Annotated in this window: 14 protein-coding genes and 2 pseudogenes; 11 read left to right on the forward strand and 5 right to left on the reverse strand. The window is 72.6% G+C overall.

Translation table 11 applies throughout. The features are described 5' to 3' along the window. Positions 1-268 precede the first annotated feature (268 nt). From WMF31_RS41500 to WMF31_RS41515, 4 genes are all read left to right on the forward strand, one after another. Positions 269-682 carry a hypothetical protein gene (locus tag WMF31_RS41500; RefSeq protein WP_436607400.1) on the forward strand — a complete coding sequence of 138 codons (414 nt, stop codon included), beginning with the start codon at positions 269-271 and terminating at the stop codon, positions 680-682. After that, positions 676-2,688 (forward strand): M20/M25/M40 family metallo-hydrolase, encoded by a 2,013-nt coding sequence (locus tag WMF31_RS41505; protein ID WP_436607401.1) that lies wholly within the window; start codon positions 676-678, stop codon positions 2,686-2,688. The genes WMF31_RS41500 and WMF31_RS41505 overlap by 7 nt, the downstream gene beginning before the upstream one ends. Beyond that, the gene (locus WMF31_RS41510) at positions 2,685-3,914 is read left to right on the forward strand and encodes a formylglycine-generating enzyme family protein (RefSeq protein WP_436607402.1); all 1,230 of its coding nucleotides are present in this window, start codon (positions 2,685-2,687) and stop codon (positions 3,912-3,914) included. Before WMF31_RS41505 ends, WMF31_RS41510 begins: the two co-directional genes overlap by 4 nt. Positions 3,915-4,148: 234 nt before the next feature. After that, positions 4,149-4,655 carry a hypothetical protein gene (locus tag WMF31_RS41515; RefSeq protein WP_436607403.1) on the forward strand — a complete coding sequence of 169 codons (507 nt, stop codon included), beginning with the start codon at positions 4,149-4,151 and terminating at the stop codon, positions 4,653-4,655. A gap of 516 nt (positions 4,656-5,171) precedes the next feature. Here the strand turns inward: WMF31_RS41515 and WMF31_RS41520 are convergent. The 3 genes from WMF31_RS41520 to WMF31_RS41530 all read right to left on the reverse strand — a co-directional run bounded on the left by WMF31_RS41520 (position 5,172) and on the right by WMF31_RS41530 (position 11,668). After that, the gene (locus tag WMF31_RS41520) at positions 5,172-7,607 is read right to left on the reverse strand and encodes a hypothetical protein (RefSeq protein WP_436607404.1); all 2,436 of its coding nucleotides are present in this window, start codon (positions 7,605-7,607) and stop codon (positions 5,172-5,174) included. Positions 7,608-7,615: 8 nt separating this feature from the next. Further along, positions 7,616-10,402 carry an RHS repeat-associated core domain-containing protein gene (locus WMF31_RS41525; RefSeq protein ID WP_436607405.1) on the reverse strand — a complete coding sequence of 929 codons (2,787 nt, stop codon included), beginning with the start codon at positions 10,400-10,402 and terminating at the stop codon, positions 7,616-7,618. 87 nt (positions 10,403-10,489) lie between these two features. After that, positions 10,490-11,668 (reverse strand): RHS repeat domain-containing protein, encoded by a 1,179-nt coding sequence (locus WMF31_RS41530; RefSeq protein ID WP_436607406.1) that lies wholly within the window; start codon positions 11,666-11,668, stop codon positions 10,490-10,492. Between the two features lie 465 nt (positions 11,669-12,133). Between WMF31_RS41530 and WMF31_RS41535 the strand changes: the two genes are divergently transcribed. Beyond that, complete coding sequence (locus WMF31_RS41535) at positions 12,134-13,063, forward strand: hypothetical protein (protein WP_436607407.1); 930 nt, start codon at positions 12,134-12,136, stop codon at positions 13,061-13,063. A 175-nt stretch (positions 13,064-13,238) separates the two neighbouring features. Here the strand turns inward: WMF31_RS41535 and WMF31_RS41540 are convergent, their stop codons facing one another. Next, complete coding sequence (locus WMF31_RS41540) at positions 13,239-14,231, reverse strand: fatty acid desaturase family protein (RefSeq protein WP_436607408.1); 993 nt, start codon at positions 14,229-14,231, stop codon at positions 13,239-13,241. Positions 14,232-14,451: 220 nt separating this feature from the next. Between WMF31_RS41540 and fumC the strand changes: the two genes are divergently transcribed. The 3 genes and pseudogenes from fumC to WMF31_RS41555 form a co-directional block, all read left to right on the forward strand. Then, a complete protein-coding gene (gene fumC / locus WMF31_RS41545; protein ID WP_436607409.1) occupies positions 14,452-15,927 on the forward strand; it encodes a class II fumarate hydratase in 1,476 nt (491 codons plus the stop codon). Positions 15,928-16,102: 175 nt separating this feature from the next. After that, a complete protein-coding gene (locus WMF31_RS41550) occupies positions 16,103-17,455 on the forward strand; it encodes a ferritin-like domain-containing protein (RefSeq protein ID WP_436607410.1) in 1,353 nt (450 codons plus the stop codon). 409 nt (positions 17,456-17,864) lie between these two features. Continuing rightward, positions 17,865-18,366 (forward strand): annotated as a pseudogene (locus tag WMF31_RS41555) (FAD-dependent monooxygenase); the annotation flags it as partial. A gap of 24 nt (positions 18,367-18,390) precedes the next feature. Here WMF31_RS41555 and WMF31_RS41560 read toward each other — a convergent pair. Then, positions 18,391-18,801: pseudogene (locus WMF31_RS41560) on the reverse strand (transposase); the annotation flags it as partial. A 584-nt stretch (positions 18,802-19,385) separates the two neighbouring features. On the opposite strand from WMF31_RS41560, the gene WMF31_RS41565 reads away from it, so the two are divergent. The 3 genes from WMF31_RS41565 to galK are packed head-to-tail and all read left to right on the forward strand — an operon-like array spanning position 19,386 to position 21,882. Further along, a complete protein-coding gene (locus WMF31_RS41565) occupies positions 19,386-19,646 on the forward strand; it encodes a hypothetical protein (protein ID WP_436607411.1) in 261 nt (86 codons plus the stop codon). After that, positions 19,643-20,770: a galactose-1-phosphate uridylyltransferase gene (gene galT, locus WMF31_RS41570; RefSeq protein ID WP_436607412.1), complete on the forward strand. Its 1,128-nt coding sequence runs from the start codon at positions 19,643-19,645 to the stop codon at positions 20,768-20,770. The genes WMF31_RS41565 and galT overlap by 4 nt, the downstream gene beginning before the upstream one ends. After that, positions 20,770-21,882, forward strand: a complete 1,113-nt coding sequence (gene galK, locus WMF31_RS41575; protein ID WP_436607598.1) for a galactokinase — start codon at positions 20,770-20,772, stop codon at positions 21,880-21,882. The genes galT and galK overlap by 1 nt, the downstream gene beginning before the upstream one ends. Positions 21,883-22,030: the final 148 nt, after the last annotated feature.

Here is a 22,030-nt window from a genome sequence, read left to right on the forward strand (position 1 = left end):
CGATCCCGGCGGTGATCTCGACGGGCTGCCGGGGCCGAGGACGAGCCCGGGCGAGGCGGCGGCAGGGGCACAGCCTCGGGGACAACGAACAGGAAGACGGGCGCGCTCGATCGGCGGAGGCCGCTTCATCGAGTGAGCCCGGGCTTCCTGTTTTTTCTTCGAAGCGTGCGGCGGGGCGCTCGAGCGGCGCGCTGGCCAGGGCGATCCACGCGCGTCTCGGGCTGGACAAAACGCACGATTCGGAAGAGTGTTCGCGCCGAGGTGCAGCGTGGCAACCTGGCGTGATGAGCTGATCGAGGCCGTGAAATCGAAGGCGGAGCGCGAGGCGGAGGAGCTCGCGCGGCACAAGAAGCGGGTCGCCGAGGCGCTCGCGGCCGCGGAGTCGGCCGTGGCGCTGGGGGCCGAGTCGCTCAAGTTCGCGCACGCGCGGGTCGAGGAGAAGGGGCAGCCCGTCGTCTTCTCGCAGGAGCCGGACAAGCACCGGCTCGCGCTCGGGGAGTTCAGCCTGACGCTGGAGCTCGTGCGCGAGTCCGCGGTCGTCCGGGTGACCTTCGGCGACGGCAAGCCGCGCGAGTTCGACTTCGCGAAGGACCGCCACATCGCGCCCGCCGACGTGGAGGAGTACGTCGGCCGCCGCGCGCTCGAGCTGGTCCGCGCGGCGCAGAAGGCCGCGCCGTGGTGAGCGCCGGCCTCGCAGCGCTGCGGCCGGCGCGCCTCCGCCGCGCCGCCGTGGCGGGGCTCCTCGTCGCGCTCGCGGCGTGCGCTCCGCCCGCCGCGCCGCCCCGCGAGGCCACCGCGCCGCCCGCCGCGCCGCCGCCGGCGGCCGCGCCGGCCGCGCCGGCGTCGATCGATCTCGATCCCGCCGCGGAGGCGCGGATCAAGGCGGACGTGGCGTACCTCGCGTCGCCCGAGCTCGCGGGGCGCGGCACGGGCGAGCCGGGGGCCGACCTCGCGGCCGAGTTCATCGCGCGCCGGTTCGCCGAGCTCAAGCTGGAGCTCCTGGGCGAGGCGCCGAGGGACGCGAAGCCGTACCGGCAGGTGTTCGAGGCGCGCGTCGGCGCGGACGTGGCGCCGCCGTCGCTCGCGGTGCAGCGCGCGGGCCGGAAGCAGGGCGTCGAGGCCGACAAGCTGGTCACGGCGGACGGCAGCGCGAGCGGCACGGTGTCGGGATCCGTGGTGCTGGTCGGCCACGGCGTGACCGCGGCGGCGGTCTCGTGGGACGACTACGGCGGCCGCGACATCGAGGGCAAGATCGCGCTCGTGCTCGACGGCGTCCCCACGCTGAGCAGCGGCCCGGGGGCGACGGCTGCCGCGCACCACGCGCCGGCGGGCGCCGCGCACCACGCGCCGGCGGGCGCGGAGGGCGCCGCGCACCACCACGCGCCGGCCGCGCACCCGGCGGACGCGCTGCGCGACTTCGGCAGCGTGCGGTACAAGCTCCGCACCGCCCGCGAGCACAAGGCCGCCGGCGTGATCCTCGTCGCCGCAGGCGACGAGCTCCCGGCCGTGTCCAGCGACGCGGCGAGCATGGGCATCCCGGCCGTGGTCATCACGCGCTCCGCGGCGCGGGCGCTCTTTCCGGCGGCCGGCCTCGCGCCGCCCGGCAAGGCCGCGGCCGAGAAGCCCGCGGCGAAGGCCCCCGCGCCGCGGCCGCTCGCCGGCGTCACCGTCGAGATCACGACCCGGGTCACCCCGCGGATGGCGCCGGCGTCGAACGTCATCGGCCTGCTCCGGGCGCGGGAGGGCTCCCCCCACGCGGACGAGTACATCGTCCTTGGGGCGCACTTCGACCACCTCGGCCACGGGGGCACGTCGGCCTCGCGCGCGCCGGGCGTGCGCGCCGTCCACCCGGGCGCCGACGACAACGCCTCCGGGACCGCGATGCTGCTGGAGGTGGCGCGGCGGTTCTCCGCGATGCCCGCGCGGCCGGACCGGAACCTCGTGTTCGTCGCCTTCGGCGCCGAGGAGCTCGGCGCCCTCGGCTCGCGCCACTTCGTGGAGCACCCGCCGGCGCAGCTCGCCGGGATGAAGCCCGTCGTGGCCATGATCAACGCGGACATGGTCGGCCGGATGCGGGACGACAAGCTCCTCGTCGACGGCCTGGGCACCTCGCCCGACTGGCGGCCGATCGTCGACGGCGCCGCCCGCGGGCTCGGCCTCGCGCTCCAGTACGGCGTCGAGGGGTTCGGCGCGAGCGACCACACCTCGTTCACCGCCGCGCGCGTCCCGGTCGCCTTCCTGTTCACGGGCGTCCACGAGGACTACCACCGGCCGAGCGACACCGCGGAGAAGATCGACGCCGCGGGCATCGCGCGCTGCTCGGTGCTCGCGGCGCGCATGGCGCTCGCGCTCTCGCAGCGCGACGCGCGGCTCGCCTTCACCGATCCGCCGGCCGACCCACACCGCGGCATGCGCGGCGGCTTCCGCGCGTCGCTCGGCACGATGCCGGACTACGCCTACCAGGGGCCCGGCGTGAAGCTGACCGGCGTGCGCCCCGACGCGCCGGCCTCCCGCGCCGGCATGCAGGGCGGCGACGTGATCGTGCGCATCGGCACGCATGCGATCACGAACATCCACGACTTCATGTTCGCGCTCCGCGAGCTCGAGCCGGGCCGCGAGGTCGAGGTCGAGGTGGACCGCGGGGGAACCCGGGTCCCGCTCAAGGTCATCCCCGCCCCGGGCCGATGAGCCGGCGTCCCCGTCGCGCCGCGCTGCCGGAGGCGCCGGTCCCGCGGCGCCGGGCCGCGCGCGGGCGCGGCGCGGGCGGTCTCGTCGCCTTCGTGTGCGGCCTCGCGGCCGCGCTCCCGGCCTGCGATCGCCCGGGCCCCACCCCGGCCGACGCCGCGGCGCCCCTCGCGGCGACGAGCGCCGGCGCGGCGGCGGACGCGGAGACGCGCCCGGGGCCCGCGGAGCCCGACGCCGCCGCGTCGCTCGACGGCGCGGCGCTCATGACGCCGCTCGACGGCGGCGCGGCGGACGGGGGCGGCGCGGCGGATGGGGGCGGCGCAGCGGACGGAGGCGCGGCGGACGGGGGTGGCGCGGCGGACGGCGGGGGCGCGGCGGACGGCGGGCTGGCCGGCGGCGCCGAGGGGTGCCCGGACGACATGGTCCTCGTCGAGGGCGACTACTGCCCGCTGGTCTCGCAGGTCTGCCTGAAGCACCACCAGGAGTACCTGAAGGACCGGGCGCGGCGGGCGAAGCTGGAGTACGCCGAGGCCGAGGCCCCGAGCAGCGTCAGCGAGCGGTGCCTCGAGTACAAGCAGCCCTCCACGTGCCTCTCGAAGCGGCGCAAGGCGATGCGGTACTGCGTCGACCGGTACGAGTGGCCGAACCGGAAGGGCGAGCTCCCCGCGCTGCTCGTCTCGTGGCGGGAGGCGGTCAAGAAGTGCGAGGGCGTGGGCAAGCGCCTCTGCACCGAGGAGGAGTTCAACTTCGCCTGCGAGGGCGAGGAGATGCTCCCGTACACGTACGGCTACGTGCGCGACGCGACCAAGTGCAACATCGACCGGCCGTTTCGCCAGCGTCAGATCGCGCTCTACCGGTACGAGCGGTGCATGCGCGACCCGAAGTGCAAGGCGGAGCTCGAGCGGCTGGACCAGCGCGTGCCGACCGGCTCGATGCCCGGGTGCGTGTCGCCGTTCGGCGTCCACGATCTCAACGGCAACATCAACGAGTGGGTCGTCCGGGCGGGCCGCAAGGCGCCGGAGCGGAGCGGGCTGAAGGGGGGCTGGTGGGGGCCGATGCGCGGTCGATGCCGCCCGACCGTGGGGTTCCACCTGGAAGAGGACTACGGGTACGAGGCGGGCTTCCGCTGCTGCAAGGACGCGTCGCCGCGGGACGCGTCGTCGCCGGACGCTTCGTCGCCGGACGCGTCGCCGCGGAGCGCGTCGCCGCGGAACGCGTCGCCGCGGTGAGCGCGCGGCGGCGGGAGGTGAGCACCCGGGGGCCCCATCTCCCGGCGGCGCTTTTTTGGAGCGCGCGCGGCCGCCGACCGAGGCTACCCTCGGCCAGCGGGCGCCGCGGCGCGGCGCTCACCGACGAAGGGCCTGCGGTTGCCCCTCCGGGGGCGGTGGCTCAGATCTCGGCGGCGGGTCGACATCGGCCCGCCGCCCACGCGGGGGACGACCCCGCACCAGCGGGAGACTTTGATGAAGCGATCCATGTGCTTTGCCAGCGCGCGCGCGGCCGCGGCGGTCGTCGTTGCCCTCGGAAGCGTCGGGCTCCTGTCCTCCGCGTGCAGCCGGGGCCGCGACGCCGAGGACCCGTCGGACCAGCAGTACAACGCCTACCAGCAGGGGCAGTACCAGCAGCCCGGGCAGTACCAGCAGCCTGGGCAGTACCAGCAGCCTGGGCAGTACCAGCAGCCTGGGCAGTACCAGCAGCCTGGGCAGTATCAGCAGCCGGGGCAGTACCAGCAACCGGGGTATCAGCAGCCGGGGCAGTACCCGCAGCCGGCCCCGACCGCCACGACGTCGGCGCAGCCGAGCCCGCTCGCGCTCCCGTGCCAGAACGACATGGTCTGCGGCACGCACCGGTGCAACACGGCGGTGGGCAAGTGCGCCTTCCCCTGCACCGCGAACACCGACTGCGCGGCGGGCTTCTCGTGCATGGGCGCCGGCACCGCGACGGCGATCTGCGTGCCCGGCGGCCAGTAGCGAGCGCCTGGGCCCAGCCGCACGGCGCGTGCGGCGGCCTCGAGCATCCTGACAGGAGCGCCGCCTGTCGCGGCGCTACAGAGAGCGGCCCTCGTCGGGGCAGCCGGGAGCCTCCTGGGAAGCGGATCCGGTCGTGACCGGGCGGCCGGGAGCCTCCTGGGAAGCGGATCCGGTCGTTGCCGGGCAGCCGAGCAGCCTGCCGGCCACCGGATCCGGTCGTTGCCGGGCAGCCGGGAGCCTCCTGGGAAGCGGATCCGGTCGTTGCCGGGCAGCTGAGCAGCCTGCCGGCCACCGGATCCGGTCGTTGCCGGGCAGCCGGGAGCCTCCTGGGAAGCGGATCCGGTCGTTGCCGGGCAGCTGAGCAGCCTGCCGGCCACCGGATCCGGTCGTTGCCGGGCAGCCGGGAGCCTCCTGGGAAGCGGATCCGGTCGTGCCGATACCTCGCTGGTGGATGCGACGCTGGGCGTGGGCGCCGTCGGAGCGCCGGGCGGCTGCGGGATGGAGAAGGCGGCGCGCTCAAGGGAACCATGCAGCAACCTGCACCACCTCGCGCGCCGCGCCGGACAGGCCGTCGTCGCCCGCGAGCGCCGCGATGAGCGGCACGAGCTTCACGAGGCTCACGCCGTCGCCCGCGAGCGCGGCATGGCGGTAATCGCCTGCGAGCGCGTCGAGCAGGATCCCGAGTGCTGTGGCGGCCCCCTCGGCCGGGAAATGGCGGGCCAGCGGGACCAGATCGAGCAGGCGATCCGGCTCGTCGGCGCCGAAGTGCAGGGCCAAGGGGAAGGCCTGACGCACCAGCTCGGGCGCGCGCGCGGGATCGTGGCGGGCCAGGATGCCGAGGGCGGTCAGGCGGGCACCGTCGCTGAGCGGCGCGGCCGCGGTGAGCATCGCGTCGCTGTGGCCCGTCGCCGCGAACCATGGGCACACATCGAACAGCATCCAGCCGCGCTCGCGCGGCTCGGCGTTCTGAATGGCCTCGTCGATGCGCGCCCGCAGCCGCGCCGGCTCCGCGGCGAAGGGGAGGCTCCGGGCCAGCGCACGCACGCGCGCCGCTTCCGGCAGCACCTCGAGCACGTCCTCGGCGGGATCGCCCAGCGCGATGAGGCGCGGGATCAGCTCCTCGAAGAGCTCGGCGGCCTGTTCGCCGAACCGGGGAGCGAGCGCCGCGGCGCGGCGGGCCTCCGGGGCATCGAGGACCGGCACGAGCTGCTTGAGCGTCCAGTGCATGTCCAGGTCGTACGGCTCGAGGTGCTGCTCCACCGCGACGAACGCGGCGCGTACGCGCTCGGGATCGCCGAGGACCCCCGCGAGCGCAGCGAGCACCCGCGCCCGCGCGGGCCCAGGCAGCGCCTCCGCGTCGGGCCAAAGCGCCTCGGCGACCGCGCGCGGGAAATGTTTGGCGAAGCAGTCGGCATCGCCAGGATCTCCGGCGCCATCGCGGAGGCTTCTGAGCGCTTCTCGCGCGGCCGTGACGCCTTCCTCCGGAGGCAGTCTCCCCGTCGCGACGAGCATCTGGTGCGCTCGATCCTCCGCGTTCTCCACGGCCCGGAACGCGGCGAGCGCTTCCCGCGCGAACGCGTATCCCGCCTCGCCCTCGACGACTCCGGCGAGGCTCAGGAATGCGTCGCCGCGGAGCTCGACGTCCGGGATGCGCCGTGCGGCGTTCGCGGCCCATGCGATCACCTCGGCGCGCGCCGGGTCGGCCGTCATCGCCGCGCCGAGCGCGGTGAGCGCCCTGGCCTGATCTCGCTCGTCCGCGATCGGCGTCTTCCGAGCGAACGCCTCGACACCCACCGGGGCGTCGTGATCCTCGCGGAGGGCGTACCACCTCACGCTCGCCTCGACCAGCGCCGCGCGCACCGCGAGGGCCGCTGCCTCGTGACCCATTGGAAGCGCCTCAACGGCCCGACGGCGCACGCGCTCGAGGTCCGCGACGAAGCCGAGGTAGGCCTCGGGCCGAGCCATCCAGCGGGCGAGGTGCTCCTCGGTGACCAGCGCGGCGAATGCCTGGAGCGGCGCGGCGGTCTGCTCGAGGTGCGCGCGCACGTAGGCGCAGGGATAGCCGTCCGGCGGGAGCGATAGGAGCCGGCGGATCGAGGCGTCCCGCGCGCCGTGGTCGAGCCGCTCCTCCACCTCGCGACGGGCCGCGTTCGAGCGGAACGCGTACGTGCCCTCGAAGGCTGCGACGAGCGGCTCGATCCCGGCGAGGGCCCCTTCGATCGAGGTCCCGAGCGATGTTGTGATCTCGTCCTCGCGCAGCCGCCCAAACGCGCACGCGAGCAGGCCGAGCAGCCGGGCCGGCACGGCGCCGGCGGCCGCGAGGAGCTTCGCGGGATCGCCCAGCGCCGGCCATCGCCGCGCCGGCAGCGGATGGACCCGCGTGCGCGCAGGATCGAAGCCGAGGCGCTGGATCCACGCGCGGGCCGCGGCATCGTCGCCCTCGACGGTGGCGAGCACCTTGATGCGGGGCCCTACGGCGGAGAACAGCGCCGGCCAGGAGACGAGCGGCTCCGCCTCCTCGACATCGGTGATCGCGAGCAGCAGCGAGGGAGTGGTCTGCGCCAGCCCCACGCGCAGATGCTCCTCTCCGATCCGCATGCGCATCCGCCGAGGTGCACCGCCTCCGTAGGCGCTGAGCAGCCGCGAGACCAGCAGCGCGACCAGGTCGCGCTCGAGCCTGAGATCAGGCCCGATGGGAGCGATCTGCGTGTTCCAGGCCGGGTTCTCCTGCGACGCGCGGACGAGGTGGGCGGCCACGACCGCGCGCCGGCTCGAGCGTGGGCCGTGCAGGATCGCATAGGGGCGGGCCGGCTCCTCCAGCCACCGGCCGAGCGCGGCGAGCGCGGTTTGCTCCGAGGGGTCGAGCGTGGTGCGCGACGTTTCGTCCCAGGCGGAGCGACAGGCGCGCTCGACGGGCGCCGGGGCGAGGAGTTGGGGCGGCGGTGTCGTCATCGCACGCGTCAGGTGGTGAACGGGGGTGTCGTGGAGCGCACCGTCCGGATGTTCTCTCGTCGAGAGTTCGTATCCTGGCTACTCTGCGTGAAGGTCCCGTCCCACCGTCCCATCTTGTTCACCTTGGTTTCCGTGTCGTTGTTTGGGCCGACCACGCCCCCCTTCGCGTCGTCGCCAATGTTCGCCGGGTGGAGGCCGAGCTCCCGGAAGATCTGCGCGCACATGGGGCACGGCGCCATGCCCTCGCCCGCCTTGTTCGTGGTCTCGATCGTCGCGCCGTTCCTGAAGCGCTTCTGAAGCGCAGCGCGCACCTCCTCATTGGTCATCTCAGCCTTCCCCTTCGCCGTTCGCTGGGCATTGCCTTCGGCGCGGATCTGACGCGCCATCTTGTGCAGCGCGTCGACCTCCGCGCACGTTGTGTCTCCCGTTGGGGTCTTATTCGGCTCCCGCGCTCTCTGCGCGTTCTTGACGGCCTCGGTGATCGCGTCGTCCTTGCCGAACCGCTCGCGCTGGGCCTCTGCCTTTGCCCCGCCGCGCTCTCCCTGGCTCTTGCCCTCGATATCACCCGGCACCCCGCGGCGGTTCCTCGGATCGGTGAGGTCCTTGCCCCCAGGGTTGTTCCCGGCCGCGTTCCGGACGGTCGAGAACGGCATCAGCCCGTTCGGATCGACGAAGCGCGTCGGCGCGTTGCCCGCGTAGTCGAAGCCGTTGAAGCCGCCGTCCAGCCCGGCCGGGTCCGCGCTCAGGTACCGGCCGACCGCCGGATCGAAGTAGCGGTAGCGGTTGTAGACGAGCCCCGTCTCCTCGTCCTCGTACTGTCCCGGGAAGCGGAGCGGCGTCGTGGTCCGCCCGCCTTCCTTCACCCTCGCGCCGAACGCGGATCGTTCGAGCTCGCACACCACCTCGCCGCTCGGACCGACCAGCCGCTCGGGGGCGCCCACGTCGTCGTTGAGGTAGTGGAACCACGGGCTCTCCTCGCGCTGCCCGCCCGCGACCCGCGCATCGCGGTGCGCCCAGGGGGCGTACCGGGCCTCCTCGAAGCAGTACGTGCGCTCCTGCACGACGGGATCCCCGGACGCCTGCGCCACGCGCTTGATCTCGTGGACGAGCACGCCTCCGTCCCACACGAAGCGCACGCTCGACACCTCGCGCCGCTGCCCGTCGGGCGCACGCTCGAGCGTGCGCTTCCCGATGCGCCGTGCGAATGGATCGTAGCTGAGCTCGACCACCCTCCCGTCGGGCTTCTCGACCGCCGCGAGCAGCCCGAGGGCGTTCCAGCGATATCGGGTCGAGCGGCCCTGCGCGTCCCGCGCGGCGACGAGGCGCCCTGACTCGTCCCACTCATAGGTGAACTCGCCCTTCTGCTTGAGGCGGTTCCCGGGCCCGTAGGCGCGCTGCTCGCCGCCCGGCTCATGCAGGTTGCCCGCGGCGTCGTAGGCAAATCGCTCCCCCTGGCCTCGCTCGCCGCGGACACCCAGGATCTGCCCCGCGGCGTCGTGCTCGAACAGCCTCCGGCCGAACGCATCGTCCCACGCCTCCACGAGCTCGGAGCACGGTCCGTAGCGATACGCCTGGTAGACCGTCGTGCCCGGTGGGCGAGGGCCGACCCAGTCGGGCCGCCCCGCGCCCGCGCTGGCCTGCGCGGGATTGCCCACCCAGCGCTGGGCCATGCGGCCGAGCGCGTCGTAGACCACCTGGATACGCCCGCCGCCGGGCAACACGCGGGCGATCTCGCGCCCGAGCGCATCGTGCGCGACGCCGACCGACACACGCCCGTCCAGCACGACCTGCGTGGCCCGGCCGCAGGCGTCCCGCTCGAAGCGTGCCGTGTGCCCGAGCGACGTCGCGCGTTGCGTGACGTTCCCCATGAGATCGTAGGTTCGCTTGACGGTGAACGTCTCTCCCGAGGCGACCAGCCGCTCCTCCAGCACCCACCCCACGTCGTTGCGCTTGTACGTGAGCTCCCCCGCGGGCGTGAAGGCGGCGATGAGGCTGCCGCAAAGGTCGTAGTCGAACGTCTCCGTGGCGCCGTCCGGCAGGGTGCGCTCCACGAGCTGGCCGGCCGCGTCGTAGGCGAACTCCGTGGTCTCGTGCGCGCTGGTCCGCTCGACGATGAGCTGGCCTGCCACGTCGTACTGATAGTACTTCTCCAGCCCGGTGAACGTCCGTTCGTACACCATGCGACCCGCGGTGTCGTAACGCATGAGGTACACGTCTCCCCGCGCGTTCTCGGCGCGTACGAGCCGGCCCTCGCGATCGTAGCCGAGGCGGTTCACCTCGCCGTTCGGGCGATGGATCGCGCAGACCTTGTGCAGCCCTCCCCTCTCGAAGCGGGTCGCCGTGCCGTCCGGGTGGTCGACGCGCACGACGTCGCCGGCGCCGTTGTAGGTATAGCGGGTCACGCTCCCGTCGGCGTGGCGCACGGCGACGCGCTCGCCACGGTTGTTGTAGGCGTACGACTCGACGTTGCCGAGGGGATCGCGCACGGACAGGCAGCGTCCCCAGAAATCGTAGACGTGCTCGGTGACGGCGCCGATGCCATTGATCTTCTGGACGACGTTGCCGTGCGCGTCGTGGAGGAAGCGCGTGCGCGCGCCGTTCGGCGCCACGGTCTCCGTGATGAGCCCGCGCGCGTCGATGCGGACCTCGAAGGTCGCGCCGATCGGGTCGGTCCAGTAAAGGACGTTCGCCGTGCGCGTGACCTCCGTCACGCCGCCCGCCGGATCGGTGACGCGGCGAATATGCCCGTCGGGCTCGCGGTCGATGAAGGTGGAGCGGCCCAGCGGATCGGTCACGCGGAGCGTGCGGCCCCGGGCGTCGCGCTCCCAGGTCGTGGTCGAGCCCAGCGGATCGGTGAACGAGAGGAGGTTGCCGTTCTCATCCTAGGTGCGGCTGTAGACGGCCCCGCCGGACACGGCCTTGTCGAGCTTGCCGAATTCGTTGGCGAAGTAGCGGTGCACGGTGCTCGAGTCCGCGACCTCCGAGTAGCCGTCGTCGCCATAGAGGAGCTTGCAATGGTAGATCCCTCGGGCCTTCGTGCCGTCGGCGAGGGTGTCGGGCACCCCTTCGGCGAGGCCGAGGCGCCCCGCGTCGGCGTGGGTGCCCCATGTCTCGACGCAGCGGCCCTGCGCGTCATACCGGAAACAGAAGGTGAGGCCCTCGGGGTCCGTGCGCGACGTCAACCGGTGATCTTCGTAGGTATAGCGGGTGGTGCACCCCTCCGCGTCCGTCTCGGCGACGAGATCGCCGTGCTCGTCGTGCGTGTAGCTCCTCAACGCCACCCACCTGCCTTGCTCGGGCGCGTTCTTGACCTCGAGCGCGGCGATGCGGCCGTCCCGCGCGCGCCGTACGCGCACGACGCGGCCGGCGGCGTCGGTGATGGTCTCGACGCGCCCATCGCGGTAGCCGAGCCGCGTCGTGTTGCCGTGGGCGTCGCGCACCGCGGAGAGCCGGTAGGCCGAGCCGGCGCGCTCGGAGAAGAGGTAGAACGTGCCGGCGTTGTCGTCGAGGATGAAGCCATCCGCGTCGCGCGTCAGGATCCAGCCGTCTGGGCCGAGCCCGGCGTCCCCCTCCGCGATGGCCTCGAACGAGAGCTCCGCGCCCGTGTCAGTCCACAGCACGGTGGTCTGACGCCGCACCTCGACGGCCCACGCGAACGAATGGGTCCAGCCGAAGCCGAGGCCGACGTCGCGCTCGTGGGCGCTCGTGCTGTAGCGGCGCACGAACCGCAAGCCGAGCGGACCGAGCAACTCCAGATCGACGACTGGATCCGTGAATACGCGGCCGGTGGCGACATCGACAGGGTCGCCCTTCGAGACCTTTCCGCTCTTCTTCGACCCGTGATGGTTCGGGCAGCCGGAGCCGTCGCCGCCCGCGCCACCGCATGCCGATTTCCCGCCTCCACCGGCGCCGTTGCCCCCGCTGGAGCCATCGGCGCCCTGGTCCTTGCCGCTCCCCCTGCCGCCCTTGCCGCTGCCGCCGCCGCTCCCCCCGCCGCCGCCCATGATGAAGACGCCGGGGTTCATGCCGGGGAGATTCGGAACGGGGGCCGTGCGCGCCATGGGATCGAGCTTATCAGGGGGGGTACGGCGCCTGAAAGGCGCATCCTCCCGCCACCGCCGCATCGGAGAGCACGTCGGCCCGATGCCCATCATGCTATCGCGAGATGGTGACCGTGCGGAGAATGCCAAGCCGAGGCTCGCCCCGCCTCTCGAACCGCGATCGGGTCCGGATCGCCCAGGGGCGAGGGCCCGAGCGCGAGGCTCAGGCGGCTGTCCGTCGACGAAGCCGCCTGCGGGGCTGCGGGGCCGCGGCGTCGCCGCACACGGGCGCGACCAGCGCCGCGCCCGAGCCTGGGCCGAGCTCGCCACCGTAGCGCGGTCGCCACGCCCGCAGCCGTTCCGGTCCGAGCGGCGGAACGCGCTCCTCGATGCGATCCACGCAGAAGATTTTCGCCTTGCTTGTCTCAACCCTGCTGGCTCTCTCCGGGGTTGCGGATAGGGGCGAGCCGTCGGTACGGTGCCACCATGCGTCAGCTCAGGAGCTTTGCCGTGCACACGAGATATCTCGCCCTCTTCACTGCCTTCCTCGCGACCTCCACGGCATGCTCGGATGAATCCAGTCCGAGCGGCGCGAGCGGGACCCCGGCCGGCAGCGGCGCTGCGACCAGCGGCGCCGGGGGCAGCGGCGCGGCGGGGAGCTCGGGCGTCGGTGGGGGCGGCTCGGGCGCGACGGGCGGCGCGGGCGGCGCGGACGCGACGGGGAGTTCGGGCGTCGGTGGAGGCGGCTCGGGCGCGACGGGCGGCGCGGGCGGCGCGGACGCGACGGGCAGCACGGGGGCGGCAGGTGGTCCCCATACCGAACCCGGTCCGGACGGTCCCGGCGAGGACGGCGCGGCGCTGGGCTTCTTCGTGTCCACCCCGAGCGACAGCGGCGGCGACCTGGGCGGGATCGCCGGCGCGGACGCGACCTGCCAGGCGCTGGCGGCCGAGGTGGGCGCCGGCCATCGCACGTGGCGGGCGTACCTGAGCACGAGCACGGAGAACGCCCGGGATCGCATCGGAAAGGGGCCCTGGGTCAACGCCAAGGGCGTCACGGTGGCCGCCAACCTCGAGGAGCTGCACGCGCTGCCCGGCGGCGACCCGGACCTCTTCCTCGATCACCGGGGCGACCGCATCAACGGTCAGTGGGCGGGCTCTCCCACGCCCCTCGAGCACGACATCCTCACGGGCTCGGCAAAGGACGGCACGGCCCTCGCCAGCACGTGCGACGACTGGACATCGTCAACGGCGACGCCCGGGCCGCAGGTGGGGCACTCCGACGGCCTCGGCCCGGGCATGAACGGCGGAGCCCCCTACAACTCGTGGAATTCGGTGCACGCTCCCGCCGGCTGCAGCCAGCAGCAGCTCGTGGCCGTGGGCGGCGCGGGCCGCTTCTACTGCTTCGCCGCGGACTGAGCGCGCCTCTCAAAACCTCCCGTCGCCAGGCAGCCGATGGCGGGCGCATCGCGTCGTTGCTCCTCGTCGCCCTACTTCAGTAGGGTTCCTCGTCGCGCCTAGCGCTGCACCCACCCTCGGCTGCCTGGCTCGGTCCGGTTTTGTTCGGCGCTCTGAGCGCGGCTCAGACTCAGGCTCAGGCGGTCACGCCGGGCTGGATGCCGTTCAGCGCCATCATCTTCTGCCGCTCGGCCTCCTTGTTGAGGCCACGGTAGCGCTCGTCGAGCTTCGCGATGTCGAGCTTCAGGATACGGCCGTACAGCTCGAAGGCGACGCCGAGGATCGACGGGTAGCAGGCCGACTTCACCCGGTCGTCGTAATAGGGATACGCCGCCTCGTGGAAGCTGCGCAGGTTGTAGAACGGGATGCCCGGGAACTTGTGGTGCTCGTTGTGGTACGTGACGTTGTTCCAGAGGAAATTGACGAAGCGCGCGCTGGTCCCGTACGTGCGAGAGCTGTAGGCGTCCTCCCCCGGGAGCATCTCGTAATGCTCGATCATCGAGGTCACGCTGGCGAGGATGGCGCCGAAGATGAACGGCAGCGCGTAGAAGAAGAAGAACACCTGCCACGGCATGACCCAGAAGAAGAGGGCCATGAGGCCCCACCAGGCCACGAGCTCCAGGTTCATCCTGACGCGCTGGAGCGGGCTGAGCCGCTTCACGTACCGCGCCATGCAGAAGAGGAAGTACAGCGGATAGGCGAACGTGTAGACCGCGAGGAGCAAGAGCCTCGCGAGGACGGGGTTTCGCGTGTAGTCCGTGACGACGAAGTTGTCGACGTCAGGGTAGGTGTTCGCGATCTTGTGATGATGAAGGTGGTAGTTCGTGTACAGCGTCACGCTCATCCCGGTCGGGGCCCAGCAGACCAGGGCGATGAGGTACGAGGCGAGCTTCGAGCGCGAGCAGCTCCCGTGCACCGCGTCGTGCGCGACCGCCCCGAGGCCACGGATGAGGTTGGCGATCATGAACGAGCAGACCACCCCGATCGGGATCGCGAGCGGGTGGTGCTGCGTCGCGTACAGCACCCACGTGATCGCTGCCCAGAGGCTGAAATGAAGCGGGATCTTGAGCAGGTAGATGGGGTTGCGCCTGTAGGCAGCCTGCAGCAGCTCCCGCGGTACCGAATCCATGCCGGCCATGCTCATCTCCGTGGTTCTCACGCCCCCGCGCGTGTGCGGGGCGGGAACTTCGCAAATAAAGGACGAGAAAACAAGAAGCGCGCCGCCCTCGAGCCCGCGCGGTGCGAAGGGTACTACACGGCGTCGGAGGCGCCAGCAAGGGGGCCTCGCGGCGCGGCTCGCGGGCAGCACCATCCCGGCCCGGGGCGTCCCCGGGTGGTAAGACGCGGCGATGGGGACGCGCATCGAGAAGGACAGCTTCGGGCCGATCGCCGTGGAGGGCGATCGCTACTGGGGGGCGCAGACGCAGCGCTCTCTCGAGAACTTCCGCATCGGCGGCGAGCGGTTTCCGCGGGAGATGATCGCGGCGCTCGGCACCGTGAAGAAGGCGGCGGCGCTGGTCAACCGCGACCTCGGGCTGCTCGCGCCGGACCTGTGCGCGCTCATCGTCGCGGCGGCCGACGAGGTGATCGACGGCAAGCTCGACGGTCATTTCCCGCTCGTGGTGTGGCAGACGGGGAGCGGCACGCAGACCAACATGAACGTGAACGAGGTCATCGGGAACCGCGCGATCGAGAGGAGCGGCGGCGTGATGGGCTCGAAGTCGCCGGTGCACCCGAACGACCACGTGAACCGGTCGCAGAGCTCGAACGACGTGTTCCCGACGGCCATGCACGTGGCCGCCGCGCTCCAGATCGAGCGCCGCCTCCTGCCGGAGGTGCGGCGGCTGCGCGAGACGCTGGCGCAGAAGAGCGCGGCGTTCGCGGAGATCGTCAAGATCGGCCGCACGCACCTGCAGGACGCGACGCCGCTGACGCTCGGGCAGGAGTTCTCGGGTTACGTTGCGCAGCTCGACGCCTGCGTCGGGGCGATCGAGCGGGCGCTCGGGCCGCTGTACGAGCTGGCGCTCGGGGGGACGGCGGTGGGGACGGGGCTCAACGCGCACCCGGAGTTCCCGGCGCGGGCGGCGGCGACGATCGCGGCGCTGACGGGGGCGCCGTTCGTGACCGCGCCGAACAAGTTCCAGGCGCTGGCGTCGCACGACGGGCTCGTGGCGGCGCACGGGGCGCTGAAGACGCTCGCGTGCAGCCTGATCAAGATCGCGAACGACGTCCGGTGGCTCGCGAGCGGGCCGCGCTGCGGCATCGGCGAGATCGTGATCCCGGAGAACGAGCCGGGCAGCTCCATCATGCCGGGCAAGGTGAACCCGACGCAGGCCGAGGCGATGACGATGCTGTGCGCGCAGGTCCTCGGCAACGACGTGGCGGTCGGGGTCGGGGGGGCGAGCGGGAACTTCGAGCTCAACGTGTTCAAGCCGCTCATCATTCACAACGTGCTGCAGTCGATCCGGCTGCTCGCGGACGGGTGCGCGTCGTTCGAGGAGCACTGCGCGCGGGGGATCGAGCCGAACCGCGAGCGGATCGCGCGGAACCTGCGCGAGAGCCTGATGCTGGTGACGGCGCTGAACCCGCACGTGGGGTACGACAGCGCGGCGAAGATCGCCCGGAAGGCGCACGCGGAGGGGACGACGTTGCGGGAGGCAGCGGTCGCGCTGGGGATCCTCGACGGGGAGGCGTTCGACGCGATCGTGCGGCCGGAGAAGATGATCGGGCCGTCGGCGGACGGGGCGGCGGGCGCGAGCGGGGCGGCGGGCGCGAGCGGGGCGGCGGCGGCGCCGGCGGGCGGGGCAGGGGCGAAGAAGGGGTAGTGCCGGGTTGCCCGGCCCCCGGCGCCGGCGTCCGCCCTCATCGGGGCGTGACACGGAGCGCGCTCGGCGCGCACAGCGCGACACCGCTGTCATGCACGGGGCGCCCGAGCTCCCCGGCCGAGCGCGATGTGCCGTGTCCCTCGCAGCGGCACAGCATTTGTTCTGCACGGCTCCCATGCGCTCACCACGACCCATCGACAAGATCCTGCGTCAGGTCCTCTCGCTCTCGCTCGCGCCCGTCGTCGGCGGCTGCGGGATCGACACCAGCGGCTTCGAGCCCATCGCTTGCACCAGCGACCACGAAACCTCGTTCCTGGCCGGGATCGAGCCCGAGGAGCCGGCCGACTACATCGAGCTGCGGCAATTCGAGGCCTTCACGGCAGAGCCAGAGGTGCGCACCCGTGAAGCCATCGGGGAGAAGTGCTCCGGGGCGACGGACAAGGCCGCATGTGAGACGGCGGTGGCGGATGCCACGTCGCGCCAGGGGTTCTCCCTGGGCGAATGTGGGCCCTTTTGCCAGCACCATATCCTGATCGTCAACAAGGGGGGCGACGTGACCGTCGTCGACACGGCGGAGGGCGTGCGGGCGTGGCTCGGCCCCGTGGACACGCCCTCGGACGCGATGATCACCGCGGCGCTCGCGGGCTACAACATCGGTTGCAGCAACCCCGACACGTCTGGCTTCAAGGCCGTCGGCGGCGGGTACGAGGTGCTCGCGACGCAGACCACGAGCGACTGCACGCCGTACGAGCGCACGCTCTATGTCGTCTCGGTGGGCGCGGACGGTGCGGTGCGGGAGCTGGAGTCCGAGGTGATCGTGTCGGAGGACGGCGGCTGCGTCGGCCGCAGGCCGGCGGGGCTCGTGCGGCGCGGGGGGCGGGGCGCGACGCGGGTCGGGGCGTACTTCGCGAACATCGCCCAGCTCGAGGCGGCGAGCGTCTGGGCCTTCGAGGCGCTCGGGCGCGAGCTCGCGCACCACGGGGCGCCGCGGCGGCTCACGGAGCGGGCCCGCGCCGCCGAGCGCGACGAGGTGCGGCACGCGCGGGTGATGCGGCGCGTGGCGGCGCGCTACGGCGGCCGGTGGCAGGCGCCGAGGGTGGAGCCGAGGCCGGTGCGGTCGCTCGAGGAGCTCGCGATCGACAACGCGGCGGAGGGGTGCGTGCGGGAGACGTACGGCGTGCTCGTCGGGATGTGGCAGGCGCGCTTCGCGCGGGATCCGCGGGTCCGGCGCGTGATGACGCGCATCGCCCGCGACGAGACGAGGCACGCGAAGCTGTCGTGGGCGATCGACGCCTGGGCGTGGCCGAGGCTCTCGCCCGCCGAGCGGCGGCGCGTGGAGGAGGCGAGGCGCGGCGCGCTCGACGGGATCGCGGAGGAGGCGGGGCGACCGGTGGATCGGGCGCTCGTGGTCCATGCCGGGGTGCCCGGAGAGCAGGCAGCGCGCAGGCTCGCGCGGAACTTCGCGGAGGCGATCGCCGCGTCGAGCCAGTCGCGGGTCAGAAATCCCGCCAGAGAGACCGGTCGATGACGAGCGGTCGCCGGAAACAGTAGCGGTCTTCATAGCTTCCGCCTGTTTCGCCGCCGAGGGCGGCTCCGGTGTGGCCCAACGGGGCGCCCTCCGCCGCCGCATCGCCCGCGGTGAACGGCCCACGGCATCACCGATTGGGGTCGGCGCCTGGCCCGGCGGCAGCGCGCCGACCTGTTCGACCGCGAGCGTCTCCTCGTCGATGCTCCAGCCGCGGTTGGCGGTCGCGGTGCCGGCCGAGCACGTTCTCGATCGTGTGCGTGGCGGGGTCGATCTCGAGCACGCAGTTGCGCCAATTCAGGCCGGCGAGCGCCTTGTCGACGCAGGCGTCGTACACGTGCGCTGACTGCCAAGTCCACTGTAGACCAGACATACCGGCTTGCCGGAAGCCCCCCATCGTGCGCCAGAGTAGGGGATGCGCCGCACCGAGAAGGGCTTCGCCGGGATCGGCGAGGTGGAGGACGGGAAGGGCGCGCGCGTCGTGCTGGGCGAAGCGCAGATCGGCCGCGGCGAGCCCAGCTTGAGCGATCTTCGCGAGGCCCAGATCGCGATCTACGGCACGGACTTCGGCCTGCGCAGCGCCGGCTACCTCTCTCGCTTCACCGACATGACCAGGCAGGCTGCGTCGTACCGGCAAGCACGCGTGCTGCTCGCGGGCGACGCGGCGCACGTGCAGCACGGCCCGCGGCGCGTGTTCACGTTCCTTCACGAGGCCCGCCCGCTGCTTTTCGCGCTCGCGCACGGAGACCTTGCGCTCGGCGCCGGATCGCGTTCGGCGCGTCGACGCTCGTTACACGGGGAGCTGGGAGCTGCCGGCGCTCGGCGAGGTCCCGGCGCCTGGTGTGGTCTTGGTGCGCCCCGACGGATACGTGGCGTGGGTGGGCGACGATGCGCGCGGCCTTCGTGAAGCGCTCTTAGTGCGTCGCCCTGATCATGGCCCATTCCTTCGCATGCCTGACCAGGCCAGCGGACACAGGGTTTGCGAGCACGTACGCGATCGTTTCCACCACCGCTGCCTGCGTCAGCAGTCGTACCGCACTCGTGGCCTCATGGCCCCACACCGGCCCCTCCCATTCACGCAGCACCTTCGTGCCTGGCGCGATGATGCGGTGGAAGAATTGCAAGGAGCGCGGCAGCACGCCTTGCACATCGGTCTCGACCAGGTGCAGATGCATTGACATCGCGCAAAGGGCATGCTCCTCGAAGCCGTAGCGGCGGGCCGAGACAGCGAGGGCATAGACCAACAGCTGGTTGACGGCCGCATCGGGACGCAGCAGCAGGTGCCGGCGCAGCACTTGACGGCTGAGGAGGTAGGTCGCGCCTGGAGCGATCTCGCGTGGCTGGCTCATGGCCGGAGCGCAGAGACAAAGCAGATCATCGGGCGCGTAGGCGTGTGCTCATCGGAAAAATTCGTGGACCCGCGTCTTGAAATCACCGACCGATGTCGAGGCGCAAGCGCGCTTGGCTCCATTTTCTTCGGGCGGCGCGCCCGTCTCTCCGGGCGGCGCGCCCGTCTCTCCATCTCCGGGCGGCGAGCCTCCGGGCGGCGAGCGTCCGGGCGGCGAGCCGGGCCAGGCCCGCGATGGAGCATCGCGGAGCCGCGCGACCCGGGATAGACTCCGCGCCGGTAATGCCCGGAGCCAAGCACGACATGTCGTTCACCTCTCCACCCAGCAAATCCCGGGGCTCACCCGCGCGCCGCCGCATCTCCGGCGTGACGGTGCCGCTCTTCTCGCTGCGCAGCGAGCGCTCGTGGGGCATCGGCGAGATCGGGGATCTGGCATCGGACGCGGGAGAACGGCTTCGCCTGGCTGCGGCGGCGCCGCCGCTACACGGCCCAGCCCGCGCCGCATCGGGAGAAGCTCGGCCGGGAGCTCACGAAGGAGACGCACCGCCTGCCGCTCGACCTGATCACGGGGCCGGGGGCGAGCTCGTGCTGCTGCTGCAGGACGTGCTCGCCACGCGCGACCGGATCAACACGCCGGGCACGGTGGGCCCCGAGAACTGGATGATACGGCTGCCCGCGCCGCCCGGGGAGCTCGAGCGCGATCCGAGAGGTGCGCGAGGCGCTCGCGCGCGCGAGCGTCGAGGCGAGAAGGAGAGCATGATGGCACGCATTCGGGAAGGCTTCGTACAGCGGACGCACGGGCGCGGCGACCTTGCACAGCGGTCGCGCGGGCGCGGTGAACGATGAGCTCGCCGATCCTCGACACGCCTGCGCCGGGGGTCCACCGGCGCCGCCTCACCAAGCCGGACGGCCGCGCGCTCTGGCTGTACGGGCGGCAGCCGATCGACCCGTCGATCGAGGCCGTCTCGCCGCCCGGCGCGACCCCGGGCGACGTCCGGCCCAATCCCCACCTGCGTTATCACCCGCTCCGGGGCGAGTGGGTCGCTTACGCGGGGCACCGCCAGACGCGCACCTTCCTGCCGCCGGCCGAGTACAACCCGCTCGCGCCCACGACCGACCCGAGCCGTCCGACCGAGCTGCCGGCCGGCGCCTACGACGTGGCCGTGTTCGAGAACCGGTTCCCGACGCTCCACGGCGGCGCGCACGATCCGCCGGCTTCCATCGTCGACACGCGGCCGGCGCGCGGCGCCTGCGAGGTCGTCGTGTTCACGCAGGATGCCCGGGCGTCGCTCGCGAGCCTGCCGCTCTGGCACGTCGAGCTCCTCGTCGCGGTCTGGGCCGATCGCACACGGGAGCTCGGCGCGCGCGGCGACGTGGCCTATGTCTTTCCGTTCGAGAACCGCGGTGTCGAGGTGGGCGTGACGCTGCACCACCCGCACGGGCAGATCTATGCTTACCCGTTCGTGCCTCCCATCGCCGCGCGGGAGCTCGCGCAGCAGAAGGCGTATTACGACGCGCACGGCCGGGGGCTCCTCGAGGATCACCTGCGCGCCGAACGCGAGGACGGCCGGCGGATCCTCTACGAGGGCCCTCGCGCCACCGCGCTCGTCCCCGTGTGCGCGCGGTACGCGTACGAGGTCTGGGTCGCGCCCCTCCGCGCCGCCCCCACGTTGGCCGACCTCACGCCGGACGAAGTGAGAGACTTCGCGCTCGCCCTCAAGACCGTGCTCATGAAGCTCGACGCGCTCTGGAACAGGCCGATGCCTTACATCATGGCCTTTCACCAGGCGCCGTCGGACGGGGAGCCGCACCCCGAGGCGCACCTGCACGCGGAGATCTACCCTGCGTACCGCATGCCCGGCCGCCTCAAGTACCTTGCCGGGAGCGAGGCGGGCGCGGGGCTCTTCACCGCCGACACGTTCCCCGAGGAGAAGGCCGCGGAGCTGCGCGCCGTGGAGGTGAACCCGTGATGGCTCGATTGCAGTCGTTCGAGGCGCTCTTCGGCCGCCCCGCGGCCGTCGTGACCGACGCGCCCGGTCGCGTGAACTTGATCGGTGAGCACACCGATTACAACGGCGGCTACGTGCTGCCGACGGCGATCCCGCAGCGGACCCGCGTCGAGGCGGCGCCGCGCTCGGACGGGGTCGTCGCGGTCGTGACGGCCAACGTTGGCAGGGGGACCCGGGCCTCGTTCCGCGTCGGGGAGGAGGCGCGCCGCGGCGCGTGGCTCGATTACGTGCAGGGGATCGTCACCGGCTTTCGCGCCCTGGGCGCGCCGCTGTCCGGGTTCGACGCGCGGATCGAGTCGACGGTGCCGCTCGGCAGCGGCCTGTCGTCGAGCGCGTCGCTGCTCGTGGCGCTCGCCCGCGCGCTCCGCGCGATGCTCGCCGTCCCGGTCGACGACGTGGGCATCGCCCGGCTCGCGCACGCGGCCGAGCACGACTTCGTGGGCGCCCCGGTGGGGATGATGGACCCGATGGCGGCGAGCCTCGCCGACGAGCGCACGGCGCTGTTCCTGGATACGAGGACGCTCGCGTTCGAGCGCATCCCGCTGCCGACCGAGGCCGAGCTGCTCGTCGTGGACTCCCGGGTCGCCCACAACCACGCGAGCGGCGATTACCGGACGCGGCGCGCCGAGTGCGAGCGCGCGGCCGCGGCGCTCGGCGTCTCGGCGCTGCGCGACGTGGACGCGGCCGCGGAGCGGCGCATCGGCGCGCTCCCTGCCCCGCTCGATCGCCGCGCGCGCCACGTGGTGACCGAGAACGCGCGCGTGCTCGCCGCCGTCGAGGCCCTCCGGTCGGGCGATATGGACCGGCTCGGCCGGCTCTTCGACGAATCGCATCGATCCATGCGCGACGACTTCGAGGTGTCGGTGCCCGAGGTCGACGCGCTCGTGGCGAGCGCACGGGCGCAGCCGGACGTGTACGGCGCGAGGCTCACCGGAGGGGGCTTCGGCGGCTCGATCGTGGCGCTCGTGAAGCGCGGCCGCGCCGCCGCGGTGGCGCGCGCGGTGGTCGACGCCTACGGACGCACGCCGGGCCGCCGGGCGAGGGTGCTCGTGGGAGGGCCGAGCGCTTCCTAGAGCGACAAACGGGTTGAAACCCCCTGAAAAGTGCAGAAGTTCGAACCGCCAAGGCGCCATGGACGCCAAGGAGAGAATCAATTCTTGGCGTCCTTGGCGCCTTGGCGGTTGATCTCTCGCTTGTTCAACGTGATCGGTGCTCTAGGGC

The sequence above is a fragment of the Sorangium sp. So ce1036 genome, assembly GCF_051369805.1.
Lineage (GTDB): Bacteria > Myxococcota_A > Polyangia > Polyangiales > Polyangiaceae > Sorangium > Sorangium cellulosum_F.

Coding starts and splice junctions, on each gene's coding strand:
- WMF31_RS41510 (WP_436607402.1), top strand. CDS start 2,685: ATGAGCCGGCGTCCCCGTCGCGCCGCGCTGCCGGAGGCGCCGGTCCCG.
- fumC (WP_436607409.1), top strand. CDS start 14,452: ATGGGGACGCGCATCGAGAAGGACAGCTTCGGGCCGATCGCCGTGGAG.
- WMF31_RS41540 (WP_436607408.1), bottom strand. CDS start 14,231: ATGGATTCGGTACCGCGGGAGCTGCTGCAGGCTGCCTACAGGCGCAAC.
- WMF31_RS41530 (WP_436607406.1), bottom strand. CDS start 11,668: ATGGCGCGCACGGCCCCCGTTCCGAATCTCCCCGGCATGAACCCCGGC.
- WMF31_RS41535 (WP_436607407.1), top strand. CDS start 12,134: ATGCGTCAGCTCAGGAGCTTTGCCGTGCACACGAGATATCTCGCCCTC.
- WMF31_RS41550 (WP_436607410.1), top strand. CDS start 16,103: ATGCGCTCACCACGACCCATCGACAAGATCCTGCGTCAGGTCCTCTCG.
- WMF31_RS41520 (WP_436607404.1), bottom strand. CDS start 7,607: ATGACGACACCGCCGCCCCAACTCCTCGCCCCGGCGCCCGTCGAGCGC.
- galK (WP_436607598.1), top strand. CDS start 20,770: ATGGCTCGATTGCAGTCGTTCGAGGCGCTCTTCGGCCGCCCCGCGGCC.
- WMF31_RS41515 (WP_436607403.1), top strand. CDS start 4,149: ATGAAGCGATCCATGTGCTTTGCCAGCGCGCGCGCGGCCGCGGCGGTC.
- galT (WP_436607412.1), top strand. CDS start 19,643: ATGAGCTCGCCGATCCTCGACACGCCTGCGCCGGGGGTCCACCGGCGC.